The organism is Streptomyces sp. KL109B, from assembly GCF_030766935.1.
Lineage (GTDB): Bacteria > Actinomycetota > Actinomycetes > Streptomycetales > Streptomycetaceae > Streptomyces.
Genome location: NZ_JASERL010000006.1, coordinates 258,434 through 272,736, shown reverse-complemented (window position 1 = coordinate 272,736; position 14,303 = coordinate 258,434). Strand labels below are relative to the sequence as shown.

14 protein-coding genes are annotated in these 14,303 nt (G+C 70.7%); 5 read left to right on the top strand and 9 right to left on the bottom strand.

Annotation, left to right across the window (positions count from 1 at the left end; translation table 11 throughout):
- Positions 1 to 5: 5 nt before the first annotated feature.
- The 3 genes from RBJ65_RS22050 to RBJ65_RS22040 all read right to left on the bottom strand — a co-directional run bounded on the left by RBJ65_RS22050 (position 6) and on the right by RBJ65_RS22040 (position 3,879).
- On the bottom strand, positions 6 to 2,090 hold the full coding sequence (locus tag RBJ65_RS22050) for an NADH:flavin oxidoreductase (protein ID WP_306316757.1): 2,085 nt from the start codon (positions 2,088 to 2,090) through the stop codon (positions 6 to 8).
- Positions 2,091 to 2,243: 153 nt separating this feature from the next.
- Positions 2,244 to 3,026: an IclR family transcriptional regulator gene (locus RBJ65_RS22045; protein ID WP_306316758.1), complete on the bottom strand. Its 783-nt coding sequence runs from the start codon at positions 3,024 to 3,026 to the stop codon at positions 2,244 to 2,246.
- A 46-nt stretch (positions 3,027 to 3,072) separates the two neighbouring features.
- Positions 3,073 to 3,879 carry an IclR family transcriptional regulator gene (locus RBJ65_RS22040; protein WP_306332162.1) on the bottom strand — a complete coding sequence of 269 codons (807 nt, stop codon included), beginning with the start codon at positions 3,877 to 3,879 and terminating at the stop codon, positions 3,073 to 3,075.
- Between the two features lie 203 nt (positions 3,880 to 4,082).
- Here RBJ65_RS22040 and RBJ65_RS22035 point away from each other — a divergent pair, with 203 nt between their 5' ends.
- The 3 genes from RBJ65_RS22035 to RBJ65_RS22025 are packed head-to-tail and all read left to right on the top strand — an operon-like array spanning position 4,083 to position 7,145.
- Entirely contained in the window at positions 4,083 to 5,297 is a 1,215-nt protein-coding gene (locus RBJ65_RS22035; protein WP_306316760.1) for a glycine betaine/L-proline ABC transporter ATP-binding protein, read from the top strand.
- Positions 5,281 to 6,201: a proline/glycine betaine ABC transporter permease gene (locus tag RBJ65_RS22030; RefSeq protein ID WP_306316761.1), complete on the top strand. Its 921-nt coding sequence runs from the start codon at positions 5,281 to 5,283 to the stop codon at positions 6,199 to 6,201. Before RBJ65_RS22035 ends, RBJ65_RS22030 begins: the two co-directional genes overlap by 17 nt.
- Before the next feature lie 17 nt (positions 6,202 to 6,218).
- Positions 6,219 to 7,145: a glycine betaine ABC transporter substrate-binding protein gene (locus tag RBJ65_RS22025; protein ID WP_306316762.1), complete on the top strand. Its 927-nt coding sequence runs from the start codon at positions 6,219 to 6,221 to the stop codon at positions 7,143 to 7,145.
- Positions 7,146 to 7,167: 22 nt separating this feature from the next.
- Here RBJ65_RS22025 and RBJ65_RS22020 read toward each other — a convergent pair whose 3' ends face one another.
- Positions 7,168 to 8,181, bottom strand: coding sequence for a HEAT repeat domain-containing protein (locus RBJ65_RS22020; protein WP_306316763.1), 1,014 nt, complete (start codon positions 8,179 to 8,181; stop codon positions 7,168 to 7,170).
- Positions 8,175 to 8,885 carry a HEAT repeat domain-containing protein gene (locus RBJ65_RS22015; protein WP_372341194.1) on the bottom strand — a complete coding sequence of 237 codons (711 nt, stop codon included), beginning with the start codon at positions 8,883 to 8,885 and terminating at the stop codon, positions 8,175 to 8,177. The genes RBJ65_RS22020 and RBJ65_RS22015 overlap by 7 nt, the downstream gene beginning before the upstream one ends.
- Positions 8,886 to 9,154: 269 nt before the next feature.
- On the opposite strand from RBJ65_RS22015, the gene RBJ65_RS22010 reads away from it, so the two are divergent.
- A complete protein-coding gene (locus RBJ65_RS22010) occupies positions 9,155 to 9,769 on the top strand; it encodes a hypothetical protein (protein ID WP_306316765.1) in 615 nt (204 codons plus the stop codon).
- Here RBJ65_RS22010 and RBJ65_RS22005 read toward each other — a convergent pair.
- Genes RBJ65_RS22005 through RBJ65_RS21995 form a run of 3 tightly spaced genes read right to left on the bottom strand, consistent with a single transcriptional unit; the run spans position 9,756 to position 12,132 of the window.
- Positions 9,756 to 10,019 carry a non-oxidative hydroxyarylic acid decarboxylases subunit D gene (locus RBJ65_RS22005; protein WP_306316766.1) on the bottom strand — a complete coding sequence of 88 codons (264 nt, stop codon included), beginning with the start codon at positions 10,017 to 10,019 and terminating at the stop codon, positions 9,756 to 9,758. The two genes, RBJ65_RS22010 and RBJ65_RS22005, sit on opposite strands and share 14 nt — an antisense overlap.
- A gap of 48 nt (positions 10,020 to 10,067) precedes the next feature.
- Positions 10,068 to 11,495 carry a non-oxidative vanillic acid decarboxylases subunit C gene (gene vdcC / locus RBJ65_RS22000; protein ID WP_306316767.1) on the bottom strand — a complete coding sequence of 476 codons (1,428 nt, stop codon included), beginning with the start codon at positions 11,493 to 11,495 and terminating at the stop codon, positions 10,068 to 10,070.
- Entirely contained in the window at positions 11,485 to 12,132 is a 648-nt protein-coding gene (locus RBJ65_RS21995) for a non-oxidative hydroxyarylic acid decarboxylases subunit B (RefSeq protein WP_306316768.1), read from the bottom strand. Before RBJ65_RS21995 ends, vdcC begins: the two co-directional genes overlap by 11 nt.
- 83 nt (positions 12,133 to 12,215) lie before the next feature.
- Between RBJ65_RS21995 and RBJ65_RS21990 the strand changes: the two genes are divergently transcribed.
- Positions 12,216 to 13,091 carry an AraC family transcriptional regulator gene (locus tag RBJ65_RS21990; protein ID WP_306316769.1) on the top strand — a complete coding sequence of 292 codons (876 nt, stop codon included), beginning with the start codon at positions 12,216 to 12,218 and terminating at the stop codon, positions 13,089 to 13,091.
- Positions 13,092 to 13,115: 24 nt separating this feature from the next.
- Here RBJ65_RS21990 and RBJ65_RS21985 read toward each other — a convergent pair whose 3' ends face one another.
- The gene (locus RBJ65_RS21985) at positions 13,116 to 14,141 is read right to left on the bottom strand and encodes a LacI family DNA-binding transcriptional regulator (protein WP_372341183.1); all 1,026 of its coding nucleotides are present in this window, start codon (positions 14,139 to 14,141) and stop codon (positions 13,116 to 13,118) included.
- Positions 14,142 to 14,303: the final 162 nt, after the last annotated feature.

Here is a 14,303-nt window from a genome sequence, read left to right as displayed (position 1 = left end):
CGTCGTCAGATCGGGAGGCACAGGCGCAGGGCGTCGTACACGGCCGCGTGGATGTTGCGGCTCGTGACGGCGTCGCCGATGCGGAACAGTTGGTAGCGGCCCGCCTCGTCGCGGACGACGGTCTGGGCCTCGCGGGCGAGCAGGGCCCGGTGGTCGACCTCGCCGAGGTTTCGGGAGCCGGGCAGCAGCTCGGTGTACAGCTCGTCGTTGGGGAGGGTGCCGTGCTCGACGACGACGTGGTCGACGACGCGTTCGGTCTCGGTTCCGGTGTACTCGCTGAACAGCGTCGCCACGAGCCGACCGTCACCGCCCGCACCCTCCGTGCGGCGCACCGAGCGCAGCCGCCTGGCGAGGGTCACCGTCACGTCGTGTTCGGTGAACGCCCGTAGATACGCCGGGGAGTTCATGCTGCCGACGTCGGGCGCGAGGGTGCGTTCCGGTGTCACGAATTCGAGGCGGGCGCCGTGCGTGGCGAGGAGCTCCGCGGCGTCCATGGCCGGGTATCCGCCGTGGTCGTCGTAGAGCAGGACCCGGCTGTCCGGGCGTGGGCGCAGCGATCCCGACATCACGTCCCAGGTGTCGGACACCAGCGCCTCCCCCTCGGCGAGGAAGGTGCGGTTGGGCAGGCCGCCGGTGGCGACGAGGACGAGGTCGGGATGTTCGGCGAGGACGTCCGCGCGCTCCGCGTACACCCCGAACCGCAGGTCCACGCCGAGGTGTTTGCACTCGGAGACCCGCCAGTCGACGATGCCGACGAGGTCCTGGCGGCGGGGGTTCTGGGCGGCGAGCCGGAGCTGCCCGCCGGGCTGGTCGCCCGCCTCGAACAGCACGACGTGGTGGCCGCGTTCGGCGAGGACGCGGGCGGCTTCGAGCCCGGCGGGTCCGCCGCCGACGACAACCGCCTTGCGCCGTGGCCCCGTTGACGCCGGAATGGTGTGCGGGATCTGGAGTTCACGGCCGACGGCCGGGTTGTGGACGCACTTCGTGTCCCCGGAGTCGTAGATCGCGTCGAGGCAGTAACTCGCCCCGACGCACGGCCTGATGCGGTCCTCTTCGCCGGAGCGGAGCTTCGCGACGAGGTGCGGGTCGGCGATCTGCGCGCGGGTCATGCCGACGAGGTCGAGCAGCCCTTCGCGCAGGGCGTGCCGGGCGGTGGCGGGGTCGGCGATGCGGGCGGCGTGCATGACGGGGATGTCGAGGCGGCGGCGTATCTCGCCGGTGAAGTCGAGGAACGGGCCGAGCGGGGTGCCCATGGACGGGATGGTGCGCGCGAGGGTCGCGTCGCGGTCGATGGTGCCGCGGATCGCGCTAATGAAGTCGATGCCGTCGACGCTGAACTGCCCTGCCGCGGCGAGCCCTTCGGGGAAGGTGAGGCCGTCCGGCCGGTCCTCGTCGAGGGCCATGCGGATGCCGACGACGAAGTCCGGTCCCACCGCTTCGCGCACGGCGCGGATCACCCGGCGCGGGAAGGCCATCCGGTGTTCCAGGTCGCCGCCGTACGCGTCGTCGCGGTGGTTGGTGGCCGGGGAGAGGAAGCCGTCGAGGAAGTGGCCGTACGACTGCAACTCGATGCCGTCCAGGCCGCCTTCCTTGCAGCGCACGGCCGCGGCGGCGTAGTCGGCGACGATGCGGTCCAGGTCCCAGTCCTCGGCGGCCTTGGGGAACGCGCGGTGCGCGGGCTCGCGCAGCGGGGACGCGGCGACGACCGGGAGCCAGTCGCCGGTGTAGTTGCTGGTGCGGCGGCCGAGGTGGGTGACCTGGCACATGACGGCCGCGCCGGCCTCGTGCACGTCGTCGGTGAGGCGGCGCAGCCAGGGCACGATCTCGTCGCGGTAGAGGAGCAGGTTGCCGAAGGAGGGCGGGCTGTCCGGGGAGACGACGGCGGAGCCGCCGATCATCGTGAGGCCGACTCCGCCGCGCGCCTTCTCCAAGTGGTAGGCGCGGTAACGGTCCTTGGGCAGTCCGTCCTCACCGAACGCGGGCTCGTGGGAGGTGCTGACCACGCGGTTGCGAAGGGTGAGGTGTTTCAGCTGGAAGGGCTTGAGCAGGGGGTCCGGGTTCGTGGTCGATGCGATGGCCGATGCGCGCACGACGGCTCCAAAGGACGCGGGGAAGCTCCCGGGCGGGACATGAGGGTGTGCGTGGCGACAACATCACTGCGTTTCGCGATACGAAACATCAACGCGATGCGAGACAAATGTGCGGCGCGCACGACTCCGTCGTCAACCCCTACCGTTGCGTAATCAGCCGCGCCGGATGAAGCCCTTGCGCCAGGAGATCTTCTCGCCCGCGGCGACCAGTTGCTCCGCCAGCGCGGAGATCGTGTGGTCGTTGATCCGGAACGTCGGCCCTGACACGGTCACGGTGGCGATGACCTCGCCGTTCAGCGACCTGATGGGGGCCGAGAGCGAGGCGAGTCCGATCTCCAACTCCTCGCTGATGACGCCGTATCCGAGCTCACGGACGCTCTGCAGCTGCTCCTTGAGGAGGGCCGAGTCCGTGATGGTGTGCGGCGTGAATTCCTCCAGCGGCCGCTCGAGTATCTCGGCGGCCTCCGGCTGCGGCATGTGCGCCAGGAAGACCTTGCCCGCGGACGTGGCGTGCAGGGGTGTGCGCTTGCCGACCCAGTCGATGCTGGTGATGGCCGCGTTGCCGAGGACCTGGTCGATGCTGATGACGGTCTCGCCGTCGTAGACCGCGACGTTCACCGTCTCGCCGACGGCGGCGGCGAGTTCCTGGCAGACCGGGCGGCTGAGCAGCGAGAGGTCGTTGCCCTTGGTGGCGCCGCCCGCGAGTTCGACGACGGTGTAGCCGATGCGGTAGCTGCCGCGCTCGCTGTCCTGCTCGACGAGGCCGCGCGCCTCCAGCGTGGCGAGCAGCCGGTACACGGTCGACTTGTGGATGCCGAGGGCATCGCCGATCTCCGTGACGCCGGACGGCCCCTGCACGGCCAGCACTTGGAGTATCGACACCGCCCGGTCCACGGACTGGACCGAGGTGTCCCGGGCTCGACCTTGACTGCTCATGAAGGCAGCCTATCCAGGAAGCGCCAGCGCACACCGGGGTCGGGCCTCAGCCCCGCTTGACCTGCCCGCGCCGCCAGGAGATCCGTTTCGCCGCCGCGAGCAATTGCCCGGCCAGCGCGGGGACGGTGTCCTTGTGGATGCGGAAGGCGGGGCCGGAGAGCGTCACGGCGGCGACCACCGTGTCGTCGAGGGCGTGGACCGGTGCGGCGAGGGACACGAGGCCGATCTCGTGCTCCTCGAAGGAGACGGCGTAACCCCGTTCGCGTACGGCGGCGAGATCCGCCGCGAGGTGCTCCTGGCCGGTGATGGTGTGCGGGGTGTAGCGCTCCAGGCCCTCCCCGTTGGACAGCTCTCCCGGCAGCCGGCCGTGCCGGTCAGGGGCGGGGTGGGCGAGGAAGATCTTGCCGGCGGCGGTGGCGTGCAGCGGGCAGCGCCTGCCGACCCAGTCGACGCTGGCGATCGCCGCCTCCCCGGCGACCTGTCCTACGGTGACCACGTCGCGGCCCTCGCGGACGGAGACGTTCACGGTGTCGCCCGCGCTCCGCGCGAGCTCCTGGCAGACGGAGCGGCTGACGAGGAACAGGTCGGTGGTCTTCGCGACGGCCGCGGCGGCCAGTTCGGTGAGCGGATGCCCGATGCGGTAGCGGCCGCGCCCCGCCCCCTGCTCGACGAGGCCGCGCGCCTCCAGGGTCGCGAGCAAGCGGAACACGGTCGTCTTGTGGACGCCGAGTTCCGCGGCGATCTCGGTGACACCGCACGAGCCGCGGACGGCGAGAATCTGCAGGACGGACACCGCGCGATCGACGGACTGGACCGCACGGTCACGCGCTCGCCCCTGGCTGCCGCTTGTCACCACAGCACCCTCCCGCCCCGCTCCGACGGCCCAACTCGCCGAAGGTAGACGTTAATTCGCGGTTGCCCGTATGCAAGAGCCTTGACGCGCCATCACGATCAACGGCATCGTCACACCGTACTGCACATTTGTTGCGCAATGCGAAACACCAGCTCGGACATGCGTTCCAACCGCCTCGCGCGGTTCCCCGGAGGTGGGGCACGGTGATAGAAGCAGCACGGCTCAACAAGGTCTTCGAGACCGGAGACAACAAGACCCACGCGGTCCGCGACGTGTCCTTCACCGTAGCGCCCGGCGAACTCTTCGTCGTGATGGGCCTGTCCGGGTCCGGGAAGTCGACCCTGCTGCGGATGCTCAACCGCCTCGTCGAGCCCACCTCGGGTGAACTCAGCGTGGACGGCCGGGACTTGCTGGCCATGAACGAGGCGGATCTGCGCGAGATGCGCAACCGCAAGGTCAACATGATCTTTCAGCACTTCGCGCTGTTCCCGCACCGCACGGTCCGCGAGAACGCCGCGTACGGGATGCGGCTGCGCGGCGCCGCGGCGGCCGAGCGGCAGGAGCGCTCCGACTGGGCACTGCGCACCGTCGGCCTCGCGCAGTGGGCCGACGCCTACCCCAGCGAACTCTCCGGCGGCATGCGCCAACGCGTGGGCCTGGCAAGGGCGTTGGCCACGGATGCCGAGATCATGCTGATGGACGAGCCGTTCAGCGCCCTCGACCCGCTGATCCGCCGCGACATGCAGGATCTGCTGCTCGGCCTGCAACGCGATCTGCGCCGCACCATCGTCTTCGTCACCCACGACCTCAACGAGGCGATGCGGCTCGGTGACCGGATCATGGTGATGCGGGACGGCGGCGTGGTCCAGCTCGGCACCGCGACCGACATCCTCGACTCCCCCGCCGACGCCTACGTACGCGACTTCGTGTCCGACGTCGACCGCTCCCGCGTCCTGACCGCGGGATCCGTGCTGCGCGACCCGCTGACCACGGCGGGCGTCGACGACAACCCCCGTGACGTACTGCGGTCGTTGGCGGACAGCCACACCGGCGCCGTCTACGTCCTCGACGCCGACGGGCGCATCGCGGGCGTCGCCCACGACGAGCAGCTCGCGCGGGCGGTGGACGAGGGGCGCGCCTCGCTGCGCGAGTCCCCGGGGTGCCTGAGCGACGCGTACGGGCGGGTCGGCCCGGACACCCTGCTCGTGGACCTGTTCTCGACGGCGGGACAGCACTCCGTACCACTGGCCGTGACGGACGACGACGGGCGGCTGCTCGGCGTCGTACCGCGCGCGGCCCTGCTCACCGCGCTCTCCGTCCCGGAGGCGCCCGAAGACGCCAACTCCCCCACAGGCGGCGGTAGTTCCGACACCCCAGGCGGTACCCAGGAGGAGGCGGCCGATGCTGTTCAGCGTTGACCTCGGCACCCCGGTCAGCAAGGCGGTCGACTGGCTGACCGAGCACCTCGGCGGATTCTTCGACGCCGTCACCTCCGTGGTGACGTCACTGGTCAACGCGGTGCTGCACGTGCTGACCGCACCGCACATGGTGGTCATCATCGTGGTGTTCACCGTCCTCGCGTACTTCGCCCGCGGCTGGATCTTCGCCCTCTACACGGTGGGCGCCTTCCTCCTCATTCAGGGCATGGGCCTGTGGACCGCGGCGATGCAGTCGCTCGCCGTCGTCGTGGTCGCCGCGGTGTTCGCGGTGGCCATCGGGGTGCCGATCGGTATCTGGGCGGCCCGCAGTCAGCTGGCCAGCGCCCTGGTCCGGCCCGTTCTGGACTTCCTCCAGACACTGCCGGTCTTCGTGTATCTCATCCCGGCCGTCTTCTTCTTCGGCATCGGGCTCGCCCCCGGTGTCGTCGCCACCATCGCCTTCGCCGTCGCACCCTCCGTACGCCTCACCGAACTGGGCATCCGGCAGGTGGACCCGGAGGTCGTGGAGGCCGCGCACGCCTTCGGTGCCCGGCGCGGCCAGATCCTCCGCGACGTCCAACTCCCGCTGGCCCTGCCCTCGATCATGGCCGGCATCAACCAGGTCATCATGCTGGCGCTGTCCATGGTCGTCATCGCCGGCATGGTGGGCGCCCCCGGTCTGGGCAGCATCGTGGTGCGCGGCATCAGCCAGCTGGAGGTCGGGATCGGCTTCCAGGGCGGCCTCGCCGTCGTCTTCCTCGCGATCTTCCTCGACCGCGTCACCAGTGCCCTCGCCACCCCCCGCATCCGCCGCCGTCCGGGTCGCGGGCGCGCCGGCACGACCCCGGCGGACGAGGTGGAGAAAACGTCCGACGCCTCGTCCACCACTCCCGTTTCCGCGTGAAGACAGGAGCACCAGCCATGATCCGAAACCGTCGCCGCCGCATCACCCACCTCCTCGGCTGTACCGCCGCCGCGCTCGCCCTGATCACCACCGCCGCATGCAGCGGGGAGACCTCGAAGGTCGAAGGGGGCTCGGACGACGACAGCGGTGGCGGTTCCAAGACTGTCAAGCTGGCCTACGTCGCGGGCTGGGACGAGGGCGTCTCCGCGACCTTCCTCTGGAAGCAGATCCTTGAGGACAAGGGCTACAAGGTCGAGGTCCGCGACCTGGACATCGCCAGCACCTACGCGGGCATCGCCAACAAGCAGGTCGATGTCTACATGGACGCCTGGCTGCCGGTCACGCACGAGACCTACTGGAAGAAGCTCGGCCCCAAGATGGAGAAGGTCGGCACCTGGTACGAGCCGGCCGACCTCAACCTGACCGTCCCCAAGTACGTCAAGGACGTCAACACCATCGACGACCTCAAGGGCAAGTCCTCGGAGTTCGGCGGAAAGATCGTCGGCATCGAGGCGGGCTCGGGTCTGATGCGTCTGACCCGGTCCAATGTGCTGCCGGACTACGGCCTCAAGAGCGAGTACGAACTCACCGAGTCCAGCACGTCCGCGATGCTCTCCGCCCTCCAGAAGGGGATCAACGCCAAGAAGCCGGTACTCGTCACGCTCTGGCGGCCGCACTGGGCGTACACCAAGATGCCGCTGAAGGTCCTCAAGGACACCAAGAAGTCCTACGGCAAGCCCGACAAGGTCCAGATCGTCGCCTCCAAGGGCTACTCATCGGCCAACCCCAAGGTGGCCGGCTGGCTGAAGAACTTCCGTATGAACAGCAAGCAGTTGGGCAGCCTGGAACTCCTCCTGCAGAAGAAGGGCACGGGCAACGAGCAGGCCGCCGCGAAGGAGTGGATGGCGGACAACAAGCAGTTGGTGGACAGCTGGCTGAAGTAGTAGCCGGCTTCAGGAGCGGCCCTCATGGTGTGTCGGCGCGCAGCCCCAGGAGGTACGTCGCCGTCAGCGCCACGGCGCGGTCCTCGTCCTGCGACAGCTCGACGAGGACGCGCGTCGCGGTCGTGCCGGGGATGCCCGCCAGCGCCTGCGTGAGCCGGCCGCGGGCGGAAGCCTCGGCGGCGGCCCGGTCGAGGCGTTCGGCGATCCCGGCCGCGATCCGCTCGGCGGACTCCGTGTCGCCCGCCAGGACGCTCAGCGCGTCCGCCGCGTCGGTGTCGTTCCGGCCCGCCACGACCATGCCGAGGAGTTCGGGTACCGCCTCGGCCTCGCCGCGGTTCCCGAGCGCCACGGCGGCGCGTGCGCGGACCGCGGCGTCGGGGTGCGCGAGGGCCCGCCGGAGGTGTGCGGCGGGCTCGGGGCCCGGGAGTTCGGCGAGGCACTGGGCGGCCCGTTCCCGTACGGCGGGGGTCGGCGAGGCCAGCGCCTCCGTCAGCAGGGGCAGGCTCTCCTCGGCGCCGCCCGAACGCATCAGCGCCCAGCGCAGCGCCCCGGCCACGTTCGCGTCCGACTCGCTCAGCACCGCCTCGACCAGGGCGTCCACGGGCATCGATCCCTGGTCGGCGGAGGACAGGGCGGCGCGCTGCCGGGCGTCGGCGCTCTTCGAACCGAGCGCCTGAAGCAGCGCGACGACCTGAAGCACATCCTCCCAGCCGGCCGGGTCGGCGGCGTCGATCCGGTTCAGCCGCGTGAGCAACTCGGTCTCCGCCGCGATGCGTTCGCGGGTCTGCCGGATCAGGTCGCCGACGAGGGCGGTGGGCGCGAAGCCCGGTTCGTCGAGCGCTCGGCCGATCTCGCGCAGCGACAGGCCGAGCGAGCGCAGGCTCTCGATGTGGAAGATCCGCCGGATGTCGTCACCGGAGTACTCCCGGTATCCGGAGCCCGTACGTTCCGAGGGCCGCACCAGGCCCAGCGTCTCGTAGTGCCGGAGCATGCGGGCACTCACCCCGGACCGTCGCGCCACCTCACCGATCAACACACTTCATCGTCCATCCCCGGCGCCCCGTCGAGCGCCACGACGCGCTTGGCCTCCTCGATCGCGAACCCCAGACCGGTGTCCGGGTCGCGCAGCACTCGCTGGGTGGCGAGCGCGTGTGCCCGTACGCCGGGGTCGGTGTCCTCCGCCGCGGTGTGCAGCGCGGGCAGGGTCACATCCCCGAGGTCGACCAGGGCGCGGCTCAGACTGAGCTGTGTGTCGCGCCCACCGCGTCCGAGTTGTGTCACCAGTACGTCCACCAGGGCATTCCGCTCGTCGTCGGGCACCAGCACGACGGCCGCCCGCCAGGCGGCGCGCGCCACGTCGTCGTCGGCGTCGGTCAGCACCTCCTGCGTAATGGCAGGCCAGGCACTCCGGTCCCCGAGCTTGGACAGCGAGTGCAACGCCTGACTGCGCGCCTGCGCCCGCCCGGAACCCACCTCGCGTACCAGCGCGGGCAGCGTCATGCCGCCGGGGTGCCGGGTGAGCGCCCAGGTCAACATGTCGCGGACGAAGAACTCCGGCTCGACCGCGCACCGCTCGACGATCGGCCCCACGAACCGTGGGTCGGGCGCGCTGCCGACCGCCATCGCGGCCCGCAGCCGCACGGACGCCCGGCTGTCCGCGAGTCCGCGCAGCGCGCGCTCGACGTCCGCGTCCGACACGCCTGTCACGTCACCCGTTGTCGCGTCTCCCGTGATCACCATCGCGATCACCTCCTCGGCAAGCAGTGAAGACCTTGTCACCGTGTCAAGGTCAACCCGGCCCACTGAGCCGATCCGGCCATTCCGGCCGGACCGGAGCCGTGCGTTCCCGCTTCCGCTTCCTCTCGTACGCGCCCGTCCCCGCGATGTGCGGGGATTCCAGCGAGGGGCGACTTCGCGCCGCGGCCGCCGGAAGGTGGTCCAGACCGCGCCTTACAGTGCCCCCGTTCCGAGAACCGATCATCGCCCACCCACCTGGAAGGGGCCGCGCCGTGCCGTCCTCCCGAGTCCTCCTCGGCGTTGTCGCCCTGACCGCGGCGGCGGTGGCGGGATGCGGCACGCAGTCGACGCCGCGCGCGGCCGCCACGCCGCCCCGCCCGGAGGCTTCCACCGTGGCGAAGGAGACCCCCGAGGTGACCGCCGAGGAGTCCCCTTCGGCGGAGCCGGACACGGGCGCCACCCTGGAGGTGAACGAGACCCTCGTCGATCAGGAGTCGCGGGAACGGGCGAGGAGCGCGCCGAGCGGCGACCCGGTCGCCCCGAAGGACACCCACATCCCCGCCCCGGACGAGTACGGCTTCGGCGCGGCAGCGGCGACGGCGCAGGACGGTGAGGTCGTCGCCTACATTCCACGGGTGACCGGCGGACGACTGATCGTGCCGCTCACGATCCACAATCCGGGGTCCGGCCGCGTCGCCTACACCATCAACGTCCGCGTCACAGGCGGTCGTTCGGACGCCGACGTGACGGTGCCGGTGAAGGCGTCCAATGTGTTCCCGAGTACGACGTGGCCGACCGAGGCCGATGTCACCGCCGCCGGCACGCAGGACGCGAAGAACCTCAAGGTCACCCTGCGCGTGACCAAGAAGAGCCTCAGCTTCGGCTGAGCCCGGCCCGCAGCGGTGGCACCGCCGGGACCTCGATGGCGTTCTCGATGTCGGCGTCCGTCAGCTTGAAGGCCTCGGGGTAGGCGTCGCGGCGGGTGCGGCGGGCCGGTTCGGTGGTGCGCCAGGTGTAGAGGCAGCGGGTGCACTGGAGGACGTCCCACACCCCGGGGACGGGGGACGTGGCGAGGCGGGTGATCGTGTCGGCGGGGCAGCGGGGGCACTCGGCGCCGTCGATCGGGTTGCTGTGCATGGGAGTTGGGGCCTTCCTTTCGAGAGGGGAGGGAGAGGACGACGGGCGTCAGTGGCGGGCGGCGATCATGTCCTGGAGGCGGCGCGCCCACTCGGCGGTCTCCGGCAGGTCCTTCGCGGGCGTGGAGAAGTTGCCGCGGACGTCCGGGGCCACCGGGGTTGTCGCGTCGATGATCATCTTGCTGGTGATGCCGGCGGGCTGGGCGGCGGGCGCGAGTTCGAGGACCGACAGGTTCGGGATGACGACGACGTCGTCCTTCGGGTTGACCTTGGCCGACATCGCCCACATGACCTGCGGCAGGTTGAACGGGTCCACGTCCTCGTCGACGACGATCACCTGGGCGACGTACCCGAGGCCGTGCGGTGTCGTCATGGCGCGCATGCCCACGGCCTTGGCGAACCCGCCGTACCGCTTCTTCGTTGAGATGACGACCATCAGGCCGTGGGTGTACATGGCGTTGACGGCCTGCACCTCGGGGAACTCCGCGCGGAGCTGCTTGAGCAGCGGGACACATGTGTTGGGGCCCACGAGGTAGTCGCACTCGGTCCACGGCATGCCGAGGTAGAGGGACTCGAAGACGGGGTTCGTACGGTACGAGACGCGGTCGACGCGGATGACGGGCATCCGGCGGCCACCGGAGTAGTGCCCGGTGAACTCCCCGAAGGGGCCCTCTATTTGGCGCTTGCGCGACTCGATGACACCTTCGATGACGACCTCGCTGCCCCACGGCACGTCGAAGCCCGTGAGCGGCGCGGTCGCGATCGGGGCGGGCGCCCCGCGCAGCGCGCCGGCCATCTCGTACTCGCTCTGGTCGTACGCCATCGGCATCCCGGCGACGATCGCCATCACCGGGTCGTTGCCGAGGGTGATGGCGATGGGCAGGTCCTCGCCGACCTCCTCGGCCTTGCGGAGGTGCTGGGCGACGTCGTGCATCGGGACGGGCTGGAAGGCGAGCCGGTTCGCGCCGATGACCTCGATGCGGTACGTGCCGACGTTCTGCTTGCCGAAGTCGTCCGGGTCATCCGGGTCGCGGGAGACGACGGCGGCCTTGTCGAGGTAGAAGCCGCCGTCACCGTCGTTGAGGCGGAAGAGGGGGAGGACGGAGAAGAGGTCGACGCCCTCGCCCTCCTGCGTGTTCTCGCGCCACGGCGCGTCCTCGCGGCGTTCGGGGGCGACGGGGAAGGCGTCCCAGCGTCGCGCGAACTCCTCGACCTGGTCCTTCACGGGGGTGTTCTTCGGCAGGCCGAGGGCGAGCGCGTGGTTGGCCCAGGAGCCGTGCACGTTCAGGGCGATACGGGCGTCGGTGAAGCCCTTGACGTTGTCGAAGTAGAGGGCGGGTGCGTTCTCGCCGATGCGGCCCGTGGCGTTGGCGGCGGCCGCGAGGTCGGGTTCGGGCAGCACCTCGTCGGCGATCCGGAGCAGCTGCCCCTCCTTCTCCAGGGTGCCGAGGAAGCTCCGCAGATCGTCATACGGCATGGTGGTGAACTCCTTCGTACGGTACGGACGTTGTGGCCCCGTCGGCGTCTCGGGCGGCACGGGTGGCGCGGGCGGCGCGCATGCCGGCCCAGCGTTCGGCGGCCGGGGCGGGCAGGTCGAACTGGTCGAGGACCCGGGCGACGATGTGGTCGACGATGTCGTCGACGGTGCGCGGGTTGTTGTAGAAGGCGGGCATGGGCGGCACCAACTGGACGCCCATGCGGGCGAGTTCGAGCATGTTCCGCAGATGGATCTCGCTCAGTGGTGTCTCGCGCGGGACGAGGACGAGCTTGCGCTGCTCCTTGAGGACGACGTCCGCGGCGCGCGCCACGAGCCCTTCGGCGTACCCGGCGCTGATCCCCGCGAGCGTCTTCATGGAGCACGGCACGATGACCATGCCGTCGGTGCGGAAGGACCCGGAGGAGATGGTGGCTCCCTGGTCGTCCGGGTGGTGGGTGACATCGGCGAGCGCCGAGACCTCGGCCGCGGACCGGCCGGTCTCCAGCTCGATCGTGGTGCGCGCCCAGCGCGACAACACGAGATGTGTCTCCACGTCCGGCAGCTCCCGCAGACACTCCAGGAGCCGGACACCGAACGGAGCCCCCGTCGCCCCGGTCATCCCCACGACCAATCGCACAGGACTCTCCTCACACGTCGCTGACCTGTGCTTTCACGCTAGGCGGCGGCCGGAGGGCGGCAGCGGTACGCTCGGGACTCACGATGGGGAAAATCAGACACGTACGCCCCGAGGTGCGGGATCTCGCGTACACGCCGACGGTGGGCGCCCCGACCGGTGTCGAGGTCGAGGAGCTGGCCGGCCTGCACGACCGCTCGCTGCGCCACGGCAACGACCCGTACGCACCGCTGCGGCCCGCGTTCCACCAGCTGGTCGGCGCGCGCGAGCGCCCGCTGCGGGTGGCCGTGGACTTCGTCGAGTACGAGCTGCGCCCGGGGTCGTGGCTGTGGATCCGCCCGGGTCAGGTGCAGCGCTTCGGCCCCGGCCTGGCGTCGGCGGACGGTGTGATCGTGCTGTTCAAGGCCGGGTTCCTGCCACCGGCGATCGTCTCGGCGGCGCACATGGACCCGCCGTACGAGCAGCACCCGCTGACGCCGCGCGGAGCGGACGCGGAGTCGGTGCGGCGGGCCCTGGAACACCTCGCGTACGAGTACGGGGCGATGGCCTCGCTCCCGCTGGGGACCCACGTCGAGGTGTTGCGCGCGCTGCTCTCGGTGCTGGTGATGCGGCTCGCGGCGGTCCGGGATCCTGCGCCGTCCCCGCCCCGCTCCACCTACCACCGCTTCCACGCGGCCGTGGAGCGCGACCACGCGGTGACCCGCCGTGTCGAGGACTACGCGGCGGCCCTCGGCTACAGCCCCCGCACCCTGACCCGCGCCACCCTCGCCGCGACGGGCCGCACCGCGAAGCAGTACGTCGACGACCGGGTCCTCCTGGAGGCGAAGCGGCTGCTGTGGCACAGCGGGCTGCCCGCGAAGGAGGTCGCCGACCGCCTCGGCTTCGACGACCCCAGCGACTTCACGAAGTTCTTCCGGCTGCGCACCGGGGTGACACCGGGGGCGTTCCGGGCGACCCACTGAACCCCCGGCGCTCCCATCGAGGCACTACGCCCGCGCGACAGGCCCCGTACTCCCCCGCGGCACGAGCTCCACCGGCAGGACCACATGGCGGTCCGGATTCCCCTCGGGTTCGTGGATCACGGAGCGGATCAACTCGGCTGCCCGTACGCCCAGTTCACGTACCGGCTGGGCCATGGTGGACAGGTCCCAGGCCGCCGCCATCGCGTGGTCGTCGAAGCCGAGGACCGACATGCCGTGCGGCACCGGCACGTTCGCCCCGCGCAGCACGGTCAGCAGCCTGAAGGCGATGTCGTCCGTCTCCGCGAAGATCGCCGTGGGTGGCTCGGGGAGGGAGAGGAGGCGGCCGACCGCCGCGTCCAGGCTCGGCCCCTGCCAGTGCGCGACCTGCCTGACCAGGTCCTCGTCGTGCTCGACGGCCGCCTCGGCGAGGGCGGCGCGGTAGCCCTGAAGGCGGTCCCGGCTGCTCCACGCGAAGCCGGACGCGTCGGCCGGCTCGATATAGGCGATGCGGCGGTGGCCGAGGTTGAGCAGGTGCCGGGTGCCGCGCACCGCGGCCTCCGCGTCGTCGACGTACACGCTGGCCCGGCCCTTCTCGTGCTGGCTGACGAAGACCAGGGGCATGCCGAGGCCGTCGAGGCGCTCCCGCTCCTCGGGGGAGAGCGCGAAGCTGACGACGAGGAGCGCGTCCGCGTTGCGCCGCGCGGGCAGCCGGTCGAAGAACTGGGCGCGCTGCTCGGCGGTGGTGACGCTGTAGACGAGCATGTCCAGGCCCGCCGCGTTGAGTTCGGGCCCGAGGCCTGCGAGCACGGCGCCCAGGAACCACGATTCCATGTTGGGCACGAGCACGGCGATCCTGCCGGTGCGTCCGGTGACGAGGCTGGATGCACTGCGCGATATCGCGAACGACAGCTCGCGGGCGGCCTGTTCGACGCGTTCGCGGGTCTGTGGTGACACCGTGGACAGGCCGCGCAGGGTGCGCGAGACGGTCGAGGGAGACACTCCGGCCCGCTGTGCGACATCCGCCAACGTGGCGCCCCGTTCAGCTGTCATGAGCGGGACGCTAACACAGCGCTCGCGCACTGCCGAGACCTGTCATGGCATCGCTGTCATTCACCCTTCCCCTTACGTCTCTTGGTACGTGACCATTGACACTGAATCGCGGCGCTCCCTACTGTGCCAGCGCTGTCATGAGGCAGCGTCAAGAGCGAGGAG